Annotated in this window: 12 protein-coding genes and 1 pseudogene; 2 read left to right on the forward strand and 11 right to left on the reverse strand. The window is 53.4% G+C overall.

From position 1 onward, the window contains the following. Position 1 precedes the first annotated feature (1 nt). From ACR3ZL_RS11925 to ACR3ZL_RS11965, 9 genes are all read right to left on the reverse strand, one after another. Positions 2-1,255: a ribulose-bisphosphate carboxylase large subunit family protein gene (locus tag ACR3ZL_RS11925; protein WP_473652924.1), complete on the reverse strand. Its 1,254-nt coding sequence runs from the start codon at positions 1,253-1,255 to the stop codon at positions 2-4. 4 nt (positions 1,256-1,259) lie between these two features. After that, complete coding sequence (locus ACR3ZL_RS11930) at positions 1,260-2,240, reverse strand: ABC transporter permease (RefSeq protein WP_473652923.1); 981 nt, start codon at positions 2,238-2,240, stop codon at positions 1,260-1,262. Further along, complete coding sequence (locus ACR3ZL_RS11935; protein ID WP_473652922.1) at positions 2,237-3,847, reverse strand: sugar ABC transporter ATP-binding protein; 1,611 nt, start codon at positions 3,845-3,847, stop codon at positions 2,237-2,239. Before ACR3ZL_RS11935 ends, ACR3ZL_RS11930 begins: the two co-directional genes overlap by 4 nt. Further along, positions 3,844-4,539 carry a DUF2291 family protein gene (locus ACR3ZL_RS11940; RefSeq protein ID WP_473652921.1) on the reverse strand — a complete coding sequence of 232 codons (696 nt, stop codon included), beginning with the start codon at positions 4,537-4,539 and terminating at the stop codon, positions 3,844-3,846. Before ACR3ZL_RS11940 ends, ACR3ZL_RS11935 begins: the two co-directional genes overlap by 4 nt. Continuing rightward, on the reverse strand, positions 4,539-5,588 hold the full coding sequence (locus ACR3ZL_RS11945) for a substrate-binding domain-containing protein (protein WP_486173483.1): 1,050 nt from the start codon (positions 5,586-5,588) through the stop codon (positions 4,539-4,541). The genes ACR3ZL_RS11940 and ACR3ZL_RS11945 overlap by 1 nt, the downstream gene beginning before the upstream one ends. A gap of 73 nt (positions 5,589-5,661) precedes the next feature. Then, a complete protein-coding gene (locus tag ACR3ZL_RS11950) occupies positions 5,662-7,200 on the reverse strand; it encodes an FGGY family carbohydrate kinase (protein ID WP_473652918.1) in 1,539 nt (512 codons plus the stop codon). 31 nt (positions 7,201-7,231) lie between these two features. Next, on the reverse strand, positions 7,232-8,254 hold the full coding sequence (locus tag ACR3ZL_RS11955) for a transketolase family protein (protein ID WP_473652917.1): 1,023 nt from the start codon (positions 8,252-8,254) through the stop codon (positions 7,232-7,234). Continuing rightward, positions 8,251-9,093 (reverse strand): transketolase, encoded by an 843-nt coding sequence (locus ACR3ZL_RS11960; RefSeq protein WP_486173484.1) that lies wholly within the window; start codon positions 9,091-9,093, stop codon positions 8,251-8,253. The genes ACR3ZL_RS11955 and ACR3ZL_RS11960 overlap by 4 nt, the downstream gene beginning before the upstream one ends. Beyond that, complete coding sequence (locus ACR3ZL_RS11965) at positions 9,090-10,502, reverse strand: L-fucose/L-arabinose isomerase family protein (protein ID WP_473652915.1); 1,413 nt, start codon at positions 10,500-10,502, stop codon at positions 9,090-9,092. The genes ACR3ZL_RS11960 and ACR3ZL_RS11965 overlap by 4 nt, the downstream gene beginning before the upstream one ends. A 230-nt stretch (positions 10,503-10,732) precedes the next feature. Here ACR3ZL_RS11965 and ACR3ZL_RS11970 point away from each other — a divergent pair, with 230 nt between their 5' ends. Then, a complete protein-coding gene (locus ACR3ZL_RS11970) occupies positions 10,733-11,494 on the forward strand; it encodes a helix-turn-helix domain-containing protein (RefSeq protein WP_486173485.1) in 762 nt (253 codons plus the stop codon). A gap of 166 nt (positions 11,495-11,660) precedes the next feature. Continuing rightward, positions 11,661-13,153 (forward strand): annotated as a pseudogene (locus ACR3ZL_RS11975) (arylsulfatase). Between the two features lie 4 nt (positions 13,154-13,157). Here ACR3ZL_RS11975 and ACR3ZL_RS11980 read toward each other — a convergent pair. Next, positions 13,158-13,571 carry a response regulator gene (locus ACR3ZL_RS11980; protein ID WP_473652913.1) on the reverse strand — a complete coding sequence of 138 codons (414 nt, stop codon included), beginning with the start codon at positions 13,569-13,571 and terminating at the stop codon, positions 13,158-13,160. Between the two features lie 122 nt (positions 13,572-13,693). Next, a complete protein-coding gene (locus ACR3ZL_RS11985) occupies positions 13,694-16,024 on the reverse strand; it encodes a PAS domain-containing sensor histidine kinase (RefSeq protein ID WP_486173486.1) in 2,331 nt (776 codons plus the stop codon). Positions 16,025-16,038 lie beyond the last annotated feature (14 nt).

The following is a 16,038-nucleotide window of genomic DNA, read 5'->3' on the forward strand; positions in this document are numbered from 1 at the left end:
GTCAGCCAAACTTCTCCACCGCGTGCCTGAACTCGGTGTGCGTTTGGGCAGTCTGTTCTAGCGTTCGACCCGCGATCGCAGCGGACCAAGCTTGCTGAATTGCGGCGACGCCACCCGCGATTCCATCGGGATGGGCCATGATTCCGCCACCGGCTAGGTACAGCAGGTCTTTGGTTTGCGTCAGTCGATAGGTCTCGAACGCTTGGCCGCCCCACTGACCGGACGAGACCACGGGCAGTACCGAAAAGTCGGTGTCCGGTGCCACAGGAGCCTGGCATGCCTGGATCGATCGCACGACACTCTCATCAGGTTCCCAGAACTTGTTTGCGATTCCGTTTACGTGGATCTGGTCCACACCAGCCAGTCGCCACAATTTTTGATAGGCCGGGAACTCCATCCCGAAAAGCGGATGACGTGTGAGCATGCCCCATCCGTTGCGGTGGCCATGCACAGGCACCTCACCACGATCGCAGAGTTTCTGTACGCCCGACAAACCGACCGTATTGAGGCTAATCATCACACACGAGCCGCCGGCACCGACGACTTTGTCATAGTGCCATTGGGCGGCGTCAAGTTCGTCGCTGATGTTGAACGCGTACATGACTTTTTTGCCCGTCCGCTGAGCGTGATCCAGGATGACCGGCATGATTGCGTCGACGCGGTCGCTGAGTCGGGAGTGAGGCGGATTCGCCATCAGTTCGTCATCTTTGATGAAGTCGACTCCTGCCGCGACGAGTTCTTTGACACGTTGAGCTGTTTCGGCAGGGCTCAGCCCCACGCTCGGTTTGATGATCGTTCCGATCAGTGGTCGGTCATGAACGCCGGTCAAATCTCGAGTTCCAGCGATACCGAATTGGGGACCGCGGAAGGCCTCGGCGAACGAAGCCGGAAGCTCGACGTCGAGTAGCTTTAAACCGGAAAGCTGTGATAGTTCGTATAGATTGCCCTGTAACGTCGATATCAAAACAGGCAAGTTGTTAGCGACGTTGTCGGTCGGCCATGAGATAACCACTTTGGCGCGGTAGTAAAGACCACTTGGCACCTGGTGTCCGGGAAGGCTGGGCTGGGCAACCGATTCGATTACATCAACGCTCTCCACCCGTGCGGCGAACCGTTCGATCAGTTCCTCCGTTTCACCGGGGACTTTGACGAACGTGCCACTGGACTGTTCCCCAGCAATTGATTGGGCTGCGACTTCGGGATCCAGCCCTGTTTCAATCAGGTAGGTTGCCTTGATTCTTTCCGTGGTTGGCATGCCGTTATTCTCCACCGCTCTTGAGTCGATCGATCGCGACAGCCACCAAGATCACGACTCCTTTGACAACCTGTTGCCAAAATGGAGACACGTTTAGCAGCACCAAGCCGCAGTTGAGGACACCAATGATTAGGCAACCAACAACGGTCCCCCAGATCGATCCGCGTCCACCCGAAAGTGAGGTGCCACCAATCACGACAGCCGCGATGCTGTCCAGTTCGTATCCGGTGCCGGCGTTGGGTTGTGCCGAATCCAGACGCGAAGTCACGATCAATCCCGCTACCGCAGAGAGTCCTCCGGCGAGCGTGTAGATCCAAAGTTTGATGCGATCAACATTCAAGCCGGAAAGACGCGCGGCTTGTTCGTTGCCGCCCACCGCATAGATGTAACGCCCAAATCGAGTTTTGTTGGTGATCACCATGAATCCCACCGCCAGCATCCCGGCAATCCAAACGGGAACGGGAGCACCAAGAAAGCTAGCCGTGCCGATGATGGCAAACGTGGATCCAAGGCCCGTGATGGGGAATCCTTTCGTCCACAACATCGTCAAGCCGCGTGCGATGCTAAGCATGCCCAGTGTTGCGACGAACGGTGGAATGCGAACTCGCGTGATCATCTGGCCGTTGAACCAACCTAGGAACATGCCCACGGCGAGTCCGGCAACAATGCCGCCGGCAACCGTGAACTCAAGTTCAATGCCCAGCGGCTCGATAACCAACGGCGACTTGATCAGCCCCGCTGTGATCGCTCCGGCAAGTGCTAGGATCGATCCGACGGACAAATCGATGCCGCCGGCGATGATGATCATGGTCATGCCGATCGACAAGCAAACGTTGACCGATATCTGACGCATGATGTTCCAGCCGTTCGCTGCCGTCAGAAAACGATCCGATAGCAAGCTCATGGCCATGACCAACAGCACCAACACCAGCAGTGATTGGAAGCGGTTGATAAACCTTAAGACGGGCGTTGACGATTCACTCATACGACGCTGTCTCCATTAGCAAACCCGGTTTGCTGAAAACCAGCATCTTGGAAACCAATATCTTGAAAACCAGGGACAGCCGCTTGCATGAGGTTTTCTTCCGTGGCGTCACCTCGTTGGAACTCCGCCGTCTTGCGGCCCTCGCACATGACGATCATTCGATCCGATATACCTAATAACTCTGGAAGCTCGGAAGAAACAACCACGATTGCCATGCCTTGTTGTTTCAGTTGATCAATCAGTGCGTAGATTTCTCGCTTGGCATTGATATCAATTCCTCGAGTCGGCTCGTCCAATAGCAGTACTCTCGGATGGGTGCTCAGGACGCGGCTCAGCACTACTTTCTGTTGATTGCCACCACTGAGCGTCTTGACCGTTTGTCGGACGCACGGTGTTTTGATCGAGAGTTGATCGGCGTAGCGAACCGCGTGAACATCCTCGAGTTCTCGACTAAGGAAACCGAACTTCTCGATTAATCCGATGTTTGAAAGGCTGATGTTGTTCTCGACGCTCATGCCTAAAACCAAGCCCTGCTCCTTGCGATCTTCCGGAACCAGTCCGATCCCGTGGGCCATCGCAACGCCCGGCGATTGGATATCGCAAGGTTCGCCGTCGATCGAGATCGATCCACTGGTCGTCTTCGGGTGAATGCCAAAAATGGATTCCATCAACTCGGTTCGCCCGGCACCCATCAAACCAAAGATGCCCAGCACTTCGCCGGACGATACCGCGAACGATACATCGTCAACGAGCAACCGCTGGCCAACCGGTGATCGTTGGCTGAGTGACTCGACACGCAGAACTTCTTTGCCGATCGGTGTTTGGTGCTGCACGAACATCTCGCTTAGATCGCGTCCGACCATCATGCGTACGATCTCGTCTTGACGCGTATTGCATGTTGGGACGGTGTCGACGAACGTGCCGTCGCGAAGAACCGTGATGCGGTCAGTGATCCGCAGGAGTTCGTCCAATTTGTGGGATACGTAGACGACCGAAATTCCATCCTTCCGTAGCGATTCGATCAGTTCAAAGAGCGTTTCAACTTCGCTGTCACTAATCGCCGATGTGGGCTCGTCCATGAAGATGACGCGAGCTTTGGCGTTGAGCGACTTGGCGATTTCCACGATTTGTTGTTGACCAACCCGTAGTGTGTTCAGTCTCGCTCGCGGATCAATCGTCGGATCCAGCGGCGCAAGTAGTTCCTTGCAGCGTTGGTTTTGTGTCGCGGCGTCGATCAGGCCGGTCCCTTTCAATATTTCGCGGCCCAGAAAAATATTCTCCGCAACGGACAGATACGGAATCAGGTTCAGTTCTTGATAGACAATACTGATGCGGTGCTGCAGTGCTTCGCTCGTATTGGCAAACTGAACCGGTTGCCCATCTAAAAGGATCTCGCCTTCGGTAGGTTGCTGTGCACCAGCCAAGATGTGCATGAGCGTCGTCTTGCCAGCACCGTTTTCACCAATCAACCCATGAACTTCGCCTGCTCGAATGTCAAAGTTGACGTTGTTGAGAGCGACCACGCCGGGGTATTTCTTGACGATGCCACGTCCGGCGAGTACTGGGATTGCTTGCTGTGGAGCATCCGAGGCTGGATTCGCGGTCATTCCGACTGCTCCGTTGCCGCGGCGGTGTGCAATTGCACCGGAATCAGCTTCAATGGTTTGAAATCGTCGTCTTCTCGGACCTCGCCACATCCGACGAACTCCACCATGGTTCCGATGACAAGTTGGTCACGGACTCGCTCGATCACATCGGCCTCGCAGCGGGAATTCAGTTCGGTTGATAGCTGATTGAAATCTTGCGAATTAGGGAAGTCCCCAACGTTCGCCAGTCCGGTCGCATCGCGGATCGCGTTGTTGACTAAGATTCCGATTTCCAGAACAACGGGTTGTGTTGGTCCGTCGATGGTCACCTCGCACTCGTCTTCATTGACGTTCGTGATTCGGCCGCGACCTTGTAAGAAGAAGAACGTGGGACCACCCAAGCCAACTTGACGGCCGTACTTTCTTCGTGCGGCATCGGGATCCGTTGCTGCCAACGCGAGCACCTCATCAACGCGAGCCGCTCGAGCCGCCGCTTCGGGCAGTTGCTTGGTCCACAACGCTTCGATGAACGTAGAGACATCGATTTGGGATGCACCGTTGGACGCGGCCAGGTTGGCTTGCGAACTGCTATTCGCGTTGGCAATTCTCGACGATCCGATTTTGCGGATATGAACCAACGGGAAAAAATAGAGCAGTACGCAAACCACCAGCAGACCGGTGGCCAGTCGAGCGATTTTCTTCTTCGCCGACATCACTCTTTCTTACCGTATCCAGCGAACTTGTCGATGTTCTTCGGAGTGACTAGATCGACGTTCACAGGGATCTTCTGTTGAAAGTCGCGTTTGCCGTTCGCCAAATATTCGTTTGCGAATTCAGCGGCCGTCTTCGCCATCAGCTTGGGATACTGCATCACCGTCGCTGCAATTTTGCCATCTGCGACCGCTTTGACAACATCTTCAGATCCGTCGTAACCGAAGATCTTAACTTGATCTGCCTTTCCGGCCCCGAGCAACGCCTGGTACGCGCCCATCGCCATCGCGTCGTTTCCGCAGAACACCGCATCAATGTCATCGTGCGATTGCAACATGGACTCAATCACTTCCAGGGCTTTGTTGCGATCGAAGTCCGCCGATTGTTGAGCGACCATTTCCATCGACTTGTAACGATCGACAACACTGTGGAATCCTTTGGAACGATTCCAGGTGTTGTTGTCGCCGACCAATCCCAAAAGCTCGACGTACTTCCCTTCCTTGCCCACGGTTTGGATAAAGTATTTGCCTAGCTCGACACAGCCCGAATAGTTATCGGACAGCAGTTGGGCGGTCGCCGCGTCGGTGGAACTGATTTCGCGATCGATGCAAAACACAGGGATACCCGCTTCCTTCGCTCGCCTGACGTTCGCGACGGAGCCTTCCGCGTCGGTGGGATTGAACAGGATAGCACCATATCCCACAGCAATGGCGTTGTCGAAGTGGGATGCCTCTTTCGAGGTGTCGTTTTGTGAGTCAAACAACGTGGCTTCATAGCCGAGTTCGATGGCACGATCACGAGCGGTCTCGCCCAGGACAACAAACCAAGGGTTATTCAGCGTAGAGATAATGACGGCGATCTTCTTGTTGTTCGATGGGGCCGCTTTTCCCTTTCCCGAATGGTCGGTGATGGTGGAGTTGGCGGTTTCGTGGATCGAAATATCCGTTGGTTCAGACGTGGATGGAGAGCAGCCGACCACCATGGCGAGGCAAGCGGCCAATGCCGCGAACGAGGCGAACAATGGTTTCGGTTTCGTAAGACTCTCAATCATCACCAGATATTCCTTGAAGATCATGTAAAGCGAATGGTGGATAAAGGGTTGTCTCGCAAATCGTGCTGAACTGCTATGCACTCGCGAGAACGGCCGTCTTCTTTTTCGTCGATGTCGATTCGGGTTGGGGCAAACGAATCGGCGGCACTGTGACGATAACACTCTGAACGGCGAGCTTCCAACCCGCGTAGCTGTCGTCAGCCGTTTCCTCCGACATCTCTCTGTTGTAACACCGCGCGACGCCCGGAAGTTTCAGTTGCTGAAGCGATAAAACTTCCGAACCGATCGCCCCGCACAACACCGCACCGAGCGGTGATGATTCCGCGACAAGGCTCGTTTGTACTTCGGCGTCGATCATGTCAGCGGTGAACTGCATCAAGAAATTGTTAGACGTGGCACCACCGTCCGCATGAATCAATCGAATCGCGACACCCGTCTGTTCTCGCATCATTTCGAGCACGTCGCGAACCTGGTAGGCGATCGATTCTAAAGCGGCCCGGACCAAGTGAGCTCGATTGGCACTAGGTGTTAAACCGACGATAGCGGCTCGGGCATCCGGAGACCAATACGGCGCGCTCAGACCTGCAAAGGCGGGGACCAAATAGACGCCCGCATTATTATCGATGGACTCGGCGAGTGCTTGCGTTTCGGCGTAAGAATCGATCATCTGCAACTGATTTTTTAGCCACTGCAGAGTTGCGGCCGAGTAGCTGATGATTCCCTCGAGACAATAAGTTGGTTGGCCGTCGATTACCCACGCGATCGTGCCAACAGTGCCGTCATACGGCGTAGGGACTTTGGAGCCTACGTTCAATAACAGTGAAGACCCCGTCCCGAATGTGATCTTCGTATCGCCAACGCGATGGCAACCCATGGCAAACAGCGAGGCTTGCGAATCAGCCATCACGCCACGGATTGGAATGGGTGAACCTAAAATACCGTCAATGTCCGTTTCTCCGAAATGCGAGTTGGAGTCGCGGATTTCGGCAAGGGACGTGATCGGAACTTGAAACAGATCACACAACGATTCACTCCACCGCAAATCAACAATATCGTACAGCAGCGTGCGACTCGCGTTGGTGTGATCGGTGGCAAAAACTTGGCCTTTGGTTAGGCGATAGATCAGGTAGGTGTCGATTGTCCCAACCAACGCTGTGCCATTGGCAAAGGCTCGTTTGATCGCGGGAACGTTTTCGGTCAACCATCGCAATTTGGACGCTGAAAAGTAGGTGTCGATTACCAACCCGGTATGCTGACGTACGTCTTCTTCGTGATGTTCCGCCTTCAGTTGTCTGCAGATCGCATCGCCGCGACGGCACTGCCAAACGATCGCGTTATACAGCGGTCGGCCGGATGCGCGATCGAAGACGACAATCGTTTCTCGCTGGTTCGAGATGCTCAGCCGTGTCGGTTGTTTATGGCCGGAGACAACTTCCTTCACGACGGCGAGCGTGTTTTGCCAAATTTCCTCGGCGTCGTGTTCGACCCAACCCGCTTGCGGATAAATCTGTCGATGTTCTCGGGATGACTTGGATACGAGTTCCCAGGAAGCATTGAATAACAATGCTTTGGTCGCGGAAGTACTTTGGTCAATAGCTAGGTAGTGAGACATAGGAGTCGCCTTTCTCCACACCAGGTTCAGATTAACTCGACACCGAAAGATTTAGCTTCGATAGCAAACGTTCCGCGACGGCAGTGAGCCCTTCCATGGAAATTCCATAGTGCCGGAAAATATCCGACTGGCTGCCGGTGACTGTGTACTCGTCAGGAATGCCCACTTGTTTGAAACCGACTTGGATGCCGGCTTCCAGAATGACTGACGCACAAGCGTCTCCGAGACCGCCGGCGGTCATGTGTTCTTCAACCGTCACAATGGTTTGGCAGTCATGAGCAGCCTGGATCACTGCGTCGACGTCGAGCGGTTTGATGCAATGCATGCTGATGACGCGAGCGGAGATGCCCGTGGTTTGAAGTCGTTCGGCCGCCAACAACGCGTGGATGACCGTTTCGCCCGTTGCGATAAAGCACACGTCGGTGCCTTCGCGTATGACTCTCGCCTTGCCGATCGCAAAGTCGTCGTTTGTACGAGGTAAGTCGTGCATCGGAGCTTTACCAAAGCGAACGTAGATCGGACGGGACTGGTTGGCAGCGGCTCGGATCGCCTTTACGGATTCGAAATTGTCAGCGGGGACGACAATGTCAATGTTGTTGATCGCTCGCAGGACTGCCAAGTCATGCAACGAGTGATGCGTCGTCCCGAGCGCTCCGTAGCTGACACCGGAACTGATTCCGATCACCTTAACGGGGTTGTCGGAATAGCAGACGTCGTTTTTGATTTGCTCCAGCGAGCGGGCTGTTAAAAAGCAAGCTGGTGACACGGCAAACGGAATTTTTCCAGCCGAGGCTAGCCCGGCGGCGACGCCTACAAGGTTCTGTTCCGCGATCCCGACTTCCACGATTTGCTGATGAAGTTCGCTGGCAAAGGGAACCAGCTTTCCCGAGCCACGCGAATCGCTGGTGACGACAACGACGTCGCTATTTTGACGAGCGAGACCTAAAACCGTTTCAGCAAAGACTTCGAGATTCGCTTTGCCTTTGTTCAATTGCAATCGCTCTAACAACGCCAACGCATCGTCGCTGAACATGCCGGGGGCAGGAGCACTCACGATAGAACTCCTTGAGTATGGAGGTGGCTTTCGATTTCCGTCATTGCTTGAGTGTATTCAGCGTCACTGGGTACACCGTGGTGCCATTTGGCGACATCTTCCATGAAGCTCACGCCTTTGCCTTTGACTGTGTTGGCGATCACGACGGTCGGATGCCCCGCGGTAGGCGTGTCCGTTAACGCCGTGGTTAGTTCATCGAAGTCGTGTCCGTCCACGCTACGGACTGTCCAGCCGAACGCTGCAAACTTTTCGTCAATCGGCGAGTTGTCGCAAACGTCGCGAGTTCGTCCCGATATCTGCAACGTGTTGTAGTCAATAATTGCGGTAAGGTTGTCGAGCTTGTGATGGGCTGCGCACATTGCGGCTTCCCAGTTGGAACCTTCGGCGAGTTCACCGTCGCCCAACAACGTAAAGACTCGGAAATCAGCGTGACTCAATTTTCCGGCGATGGCCGTTCCTACGCAAATGGGCAACCCGTGACCAAGCGCACCGGTGTTCTGTTCGACACCGGGAACATGACGCGTCGGGTGACCGACAAAATGCGACTGGTATCCGCACAGGGTTTCGAGTTCCGATTCGTCAAAGAATCCCTGGTCAGCTAGCACTACAAACAAGGCTTCGACAGAGTGCCCCTTGCTTTGCACATATCGATCGCGATTCGGATCGCGGAAGTTGTGCGGCGAGACATTCAGAACGCGGTTGTACAACACGTTCAGAATGTCGACGCACGACAAGCTACCGCCGGTATGCCCCGCACCGGCGTGCTTGATGTACTTCAAAATATCGAGGCGATATTGCCACGACTTGAGCTGCATTTGTTCGGTGGAAAGATCGATCATTTGTTGGCCCCGTGATGGTAGACGTCCCAGCCCATGTAGTTGCCCAAGGCTTCCGAAAGTGCCGACGCGGTATGGGATTGGTTCATCACGACGTGATGTTCAAACCCGCTCTTGCAGACGTATCGCAGCAAGCCTTGCAGATCAGGAACTTTTGCGACCGCTCGATTGCCAAAGGTTTCAAGAACGTCGTCGGTCAAGAGGCCTTCGCCGACGTAAGCACGAATGCGGCCGTTAACGTCGTCGGTGGTCAGCCGGCCATAGGTGAGGGGCCCGGAAGGGGTTCGGCCGTCGAGGGCACCGTACGTGTTTTCATCACCGACGATCGTGCCGAGGATCGGGGCAGTCGAGATTTTGATGTCGTGCAGGAAAGATTTTGCCCAATTACCGCAGTGAAATAGCACGCATTTATCGGGATCGTCAGCGTAGTTGTTGTTCCAATCAACCAACGCACTGGGGGAATCGCCGGCGAGCTGCATCGCGTACATGCTCAACACGCCGGTCACGTCCACTTCACATGCACTGGGCATGAACCCTTCGCTCATCATGCTCATGATTGTGCAGACGTTGCAGCCAAAGTTTTGCTGCATGGACGTCCAACACTGAATCGCAGTCGCATCGAGTGCGTTTTCCTGCATCCAGTTCGACAGAATGACACCGAGTTTGGCCATCTGTTGCAGTGCTTCGCGCGGCACGCCTGTTGAAGCGGCGTAGGCCTGGATCTCTTCGATCTTTGACTTCACTTCGGGTTCTTCGCCATTCATGCGATTCGCGATTCCCAAAAATTCGGATAGGTCGACCGTCGTCACGCTGATCCCATTTCGTTCCAAAATCTTTTCGCTATAGCGAACCGTGTTGAACGCACCGGGCCGAGCTCCAACGGCGCCTAAACGTACGCCTGATAGCCCTCTTACAACGCGACAAACCTGTATGAACTTTGCCAGCTCTTTGCGAAAAGAGTCAGCCGTTGGGTGAACGGTATGTTGATCAGTCAACGAAAATGGAATGCCCGCTTGGACTAAGTTATTGCATACCGAAATTTTGCCACAGAACGCATCGCGACGAGTATTGGAAGCGAGCTTGTCCAATTCGTCCGGATACGCCTGTATCAACACTGGAACATTTAGATTGGCTAGCTTAAGAGTATCGGCAACACCTTTTTCGTCACCAAAGTTTGGCAACACTACCAATACTCCATCAATCTCGTCGCGGTGCTGCTTAAAGAGGTCTGCACACATGCGAGCTTCCGCATGCGTTTCAACGCCGCCTAACTTGGTTTGTTCAGCCGACAACGTGATCGCGTTGATGTCAAATTTTTGACATAGTGCTAAAACATCCTTGCGTGCTTCGGTAACCAAATGGTCTGGGAAGAAATCACGGTTACCGAAAACGATTCCAAGCGTGCTAGGCATGTAGGTGAGACATCCGCGTGGGGAAAAGAGGTGTCGCAATCTGATTACATAGCCATTAGAATCAAGGAATTGAGCGATTCTAGCTCAATGCCGATCTAAACTTGGCGTATTCTTATGTGGCGGAACGCATCTCCGGTGACATTTGCCCAAATCAAATGAAGCATTTCAACAACGAACGTCCGCGATTTGCGTCGTATGGATTCTCATGTGAGACATGGGAACCCCAAGCAATGCCGCGCGCAGATCAGCACGACGAGGTTGAGCTGAACTACCTTCCTGAAGGGTCACTTACCTATTTGATGGGTGGTCGACGTGTTTCCGTTCCAGCAAGAAAGCTTGCTGTCTTTTGGGCCACCGTCCCTCATCAAATTGTTGAGTTTGAGAGCGAATCGCCTTACTACGTTGCAACGATTCCATTCGCATGGTTTTTGAAGTGGGGAATCCCCAGTTCATTGCATTCACGCATCTTGCACTGGGACATGGTGGTTGATGTCGCGCCCGTTGAACCGGAACGGGAGCGTTTGATGTTTGAACAGTGGATACAAGATGTTGAAGGAGGCGCATTGGCACCAGCGGCTGCACTGGAGATTCAAGCGAGGTTGCTTCGCATGGCGAGTTTCTTAAGCGAGGCTTCGCCGAATCCAACGACGCAACCGTTTATACAATTGGAGTCGCAGGATAAAGCCGAACAAATGGCTTGTCATATTTCCAGTAGCTATAAGGAGCGATTGACAATCCCTCAAATCGCAGCCGAAGTGGATCTGCATCCCGACTACGCGGCGACACTCTTTAAGAAAACGTTTAGTACGACAATCGTGAACTTCATTACGCGACATCGTATCGCCCATGCACAGCGGCTTCTGCTTTCGACCGATGATCAGATCATTGCGATTGCCGGAGATTCTGGATTTGATTCCTTGTCCAGATTCAATCGCGCGTTCAAACAGGTCACCGGACTAACTCCTCGCGAATATCGTAAGACACGCCGGTGATCTTAATGGCAACGTCGAGTATCGACGTGTGTCTTTTTCTGCCGTATCGATCAAGTTAGTTGAGGAATCATAAATGTTAGTACGGCAGATTAAGTTGTTACATCAAGAAAACACAATCCGCACTTTTTGCCGTGGATGGACGAAGTGTTTTACGTGCCGAGTGAAGATGATTGCAATCGCTTTGTTGGCATTTCAACTATTGGTGTTTGGTGTAGCTGGTTGCCTCCATGCCGAGTCGGACCAACGCCCCAATATCGTTTTTATCTTGGCGGATGATTTGGGGTATGGGGAGCTCGGTTGTTATGGGCAGCAGAAGATTATGACGCCGAACCTCGACCGGCTTGCTAGCCAGGGTATGCGGCTGACGCAGCACTACAGTGGTGCGCCAGTTGCGCACCGGCGAGATGTGTTTTGATGTCGGGCCAGCATCTCGGGCATGCCGAAATCCGGGGGAATCGAGATTCGGGGAACGGACGCAGATTTCCTGGGCAATGGCCGATCACCGACGAACTCGTCACGATCGCGGAAGTGTTGAAAGCGGCCGGCTACGCGACGGGTGGTTTTGGTAAGTGGGGGCTCGGCCCGACTGACTCATCGGGCAGACCGAACCGGCAAGGATTCGAGCGCTTCTTTGGTTACAATTGCCAACGCAACGCCCACAGTTACTATCCACCGTTTTTGGATAGTGACGAGGAACAAGAATCAATCAATCAGAATCCAGTACCCGGCCACCGGAAGCAACCGGCGGGCGATGTGATCGCAGACGACTTTCGCGGCGAGGTTTATGCTCCGGATCGGATTCTTGCGGAGGCCGTCGATTGGCTCGGTGAGAATAAGGATAACCCGTTCTTCTTGTATCTGCCGTTTGTCGAGCCGCACGTTTCGATGCAACCGCCGCAGGAGTGGATTGACCGATACCCGGCGTCATGGGACGAAGTGAACGGTGTCTATCGTGGCGAGAACGGTTACCTGCCGCATCCACGTCCGCGTGCCGCGTATGCGGCGATGATCTCGGACTTGGACGAACATGTCGGCACTATTTTGGATCGGCTCGATGACAATGGGCTGTCGGAGAACACGTTGGTTGTCTTTACGTCTGACAACGGGCCGACGCATGGTGGGCGTGATTCTCGGTTTCACATCGGTGGTGCGGCATGTACGTTTTTTGATTCCGCGGGCGATTTAAAAGGGTACAAGGGCAGTTGTTATGAAGGCGGTTTGCGAGTGCCCTGTATCGTGCGTTGGCCAGGCAAGGTGCAGCCGGGCTCTACGTCGTCGATGCCGTCTTACTTCCCCGATTGGTTCGCTACGTTCACCACGGTCAGTGGCGGTAAGGCTCCCGCCCATCAACGGTGCGATGGTGTAGACCTCAGTCCCGAGTTAACCGGCCAAGAGACGCCAGATCGTGAGCGACCGCTGTTGTGGGAGTTTGCTGGTTATGGAGGGATCTTTGCGATCCGCGACGGTGAATGGAAGGCCGTACGCAGGGGAACTAAAAGCAAGCGGCCCGCACCATGGGAGCTTTACAACCTCGCATCTGATCCTAGCGAAGCAGCGGATGTTGCTGACGTTCATCCCGAGATTGTTGAACGGCTTGCGAAAGCATTCGTCGATGAGCGAACGATGGAGCCTGACTTCCCACAACCACTACTGGATTAGCGATTTAGACGGCGAATGACGTCTGACACGAGCCGTCGTTGTTCCGCTGGTCAATTGTTTCGACGCAGGCGTTGATGGCGGACTTTAGGTCGTTCATCGAGATAGGTTTGCTTAGAACGCGAATGTGTCGTTCAGCGTTCTCGGCATTCAGTTCTGGTAGCGACAGTTCGTCACCGGTTAACATCAGATACTGGGACTGCGGGGCGATCTTGATGGCTTCTTGAATGAATTGAAAGCCATTCATGCCTGGCATTCGCATGTCAACGACCACAACCGAGAAAGGTTTTGTGTTCTCAATCAGCTCCAGAGCTTCCGTGCCAGAAGTGCTAGTTGCAACATCGAACTCAAACGAGAGAATTCGTTTGAACGTGTTCAACAAATCCTGGTCATCGTCGATCAGAAGGATACGAGTATTCATTCGCTGACATTGTTAATTTGGTGGTGTGGTGTTTTCAAATGACATGCGAAAATCCAAGTCTACGAGAGCCCATGGTTTACCACGGCTGCGCTCATGTCAGGAATCCGAAGTCAGGGAACGATTTAGGCCGGTGACGGAGCGGACTGAATCATCTTGGGCGCGACCACTGTGGTCGGTCGAGACATTTCATAAGCGTGAATAGCCGACTGATTGGAGTCGATAGGCAGGATCACAGTGAATGTGGTGCCGACGTCGGGTTCGGTTTCCACTCGGATCGAGCCGTTGTGTTTGGTCGATACGATACTGTGTGTCAGCGCGTGTCCGATGCCAGGATTATCGATGGACTCACCGGATTGGTAGAGTCGCTCGGATAGCGTGGGCTGAATGTCGGTGGAGCCCCCCGTCCCGTTATCACGGAAGCTAATTTCAATATCGTTGCCAATTTGCATGGATGTGATTTCAATCTTCCCTAACCAATCCGGGACGCTTACTTTGCGATCCGCAATTGCGTCTGCAGCGTTGGCAATCAGGGTGACGAATACCTGACTTAATTCGGCGGCAAATGCAGGGATTTTGGGCAAGTCGGGTGATAGGTTCAGCTTTAAGTCGGCAAGATATTTGTAACGGTTACGGCTGATGACCGTCGCTTGATGTATGAGAGTGTTTAAGTCAGTCAGCTTTCTATCCTGCTGTCCTGGATATGCCAAAGACTTCATCGCTTTAGCGATCTCAACCACCTTCATCGCGGCATGGGATGTTTCCTCGATCGCATCAGGTGTTTGGACTCGCAAAACGTCATAGTGGTTTTGCTTCGCCAGTGCCTTCAGTTCAGATTGAAGATCAAGTTCAGTCGGCGCTGGGTGCTTCAGCAGTTCGAGTAGTCCGTCGATGTACCGGAAGATTCGTTGGTAGCCCATCGTTAAGAACTCAACGTTTCCACTGATGCACTGCATCGGTGTGTTGATTTCATGAGCGATGCCTGCGGCGAGTTGGCCCATGGATTCAAACTTTTGCGACTGTGCCAGTTGGCGTGCCATCGCTTGCGGCTGGCTAAGGTCAGTGCAAAAAGCAACGTATACAGGCCGGTCTTCAAACGTCGAGCGATGGATGTCGACCTGAACAGGAAACACCGTTCCATCTTTGCGCTCGTGCGATAAATCTAGACTGCAACGTTCGCTCGCGAAAGACATCGCGTTGGAAATCTGTTTGCGCAGATCTTGGTTGGTGAGGTCATGAAGGAAATCCTGCGGTGTCGAAGCGTTTAGATCGTCCGACTCCCAGCCGATGCTATTTAGAAATCCTTGGTTCGCTTCCACCAGTCGCAATGTTTCGGCGTCGAAGATATACAGTTGCTGGGGCGATTCTTGAATGAGCGTCGCGAATGACTTCATCCGTGACTCAGCGTGTTTCAGTTCGGTGATATCGAGGAAGCTACCCAGCGTGCCAAAGCAATTTTGGTCTTGGTCACGAAGTGAGGTGGCCCCCGATAACACGACTCTGCGCTCGCCCGATAAATCACGCAGTGTTTCTTCGACGTTGACCAGTTCCACGTTCTCATCCGGCGAATCACAAAAACTTGAAAGTCGATTCGGAGTTCGATCGCTTGAGTCAATAATGTCATTCATCCGTTTGCCAATGGCATCTTCAGGTTCTTTTAGCCCAAAGAAGTCGCTGAACATCTTGTTGCACCCCATCAAGCTGCCGTCCAAGTCACGCCAGTAAACGGCCGCTGGAATGCGTTGCAGAATCGTATCCTGGATTTGTCGTTGTTGTTCGATTTCAGCCGTGCGACTGATAACTCGTTGTTCCAATAAGTCGCGTTCTTGAACAAGAGTAAATTGGTTCTTTGCAAGTTCCCAAAGTGAACGCCGGTTCTGGTTGACTCCCCAAATAAGAAAAACGGTTTCAAAGATGACCCATCCGGTGTGTTCGATGGCACGTAGCGGTGATGGCGAGAGAACGCCGAACACGGATTCGGGCCAGAAAAGACTTCGAACGAGGTGATCGACGGAGATCGCTGATACAGCGGGTAAATAGACCCATGGATCCTTGTAAAACGCTAGAAAAGCGAGTGAGCCAAAGATATGAAAGTGCGCCTCGAGTCGTCCCCCCATCAAATGGATCAGCAATGCCGAAAACTGAACTTGAGCGAGAGCCATGACCATTCGAGTCAAGCGTTGACCGGGGAATCGGAACGCCAAGAACACCGGGAATACAGTTAGCAGTCCTCCGATGACGATAGCCGTCCAAACATGGGTATGAACGAATTTCTCTGGTCCGGCCCAGGTGTATGGCGAAACGATGATCGCGCAGCCGATTGCGAAGATCCATTGCAAAACAAAGACTACGGCGAGGGATCGATCGGCGCTGACTTGCCGCGACTGTAGAAGTTGGGCGAAAAGTTGTTCCGCGGTACGGTGCGACTTCGACGTTTCGATATTGTTTTCTAGCATGTCTTTTAGCCTGG

It is taken from the genome of Rhodopirellula sp. J20-39 (genome assembly GCF_057365095.1).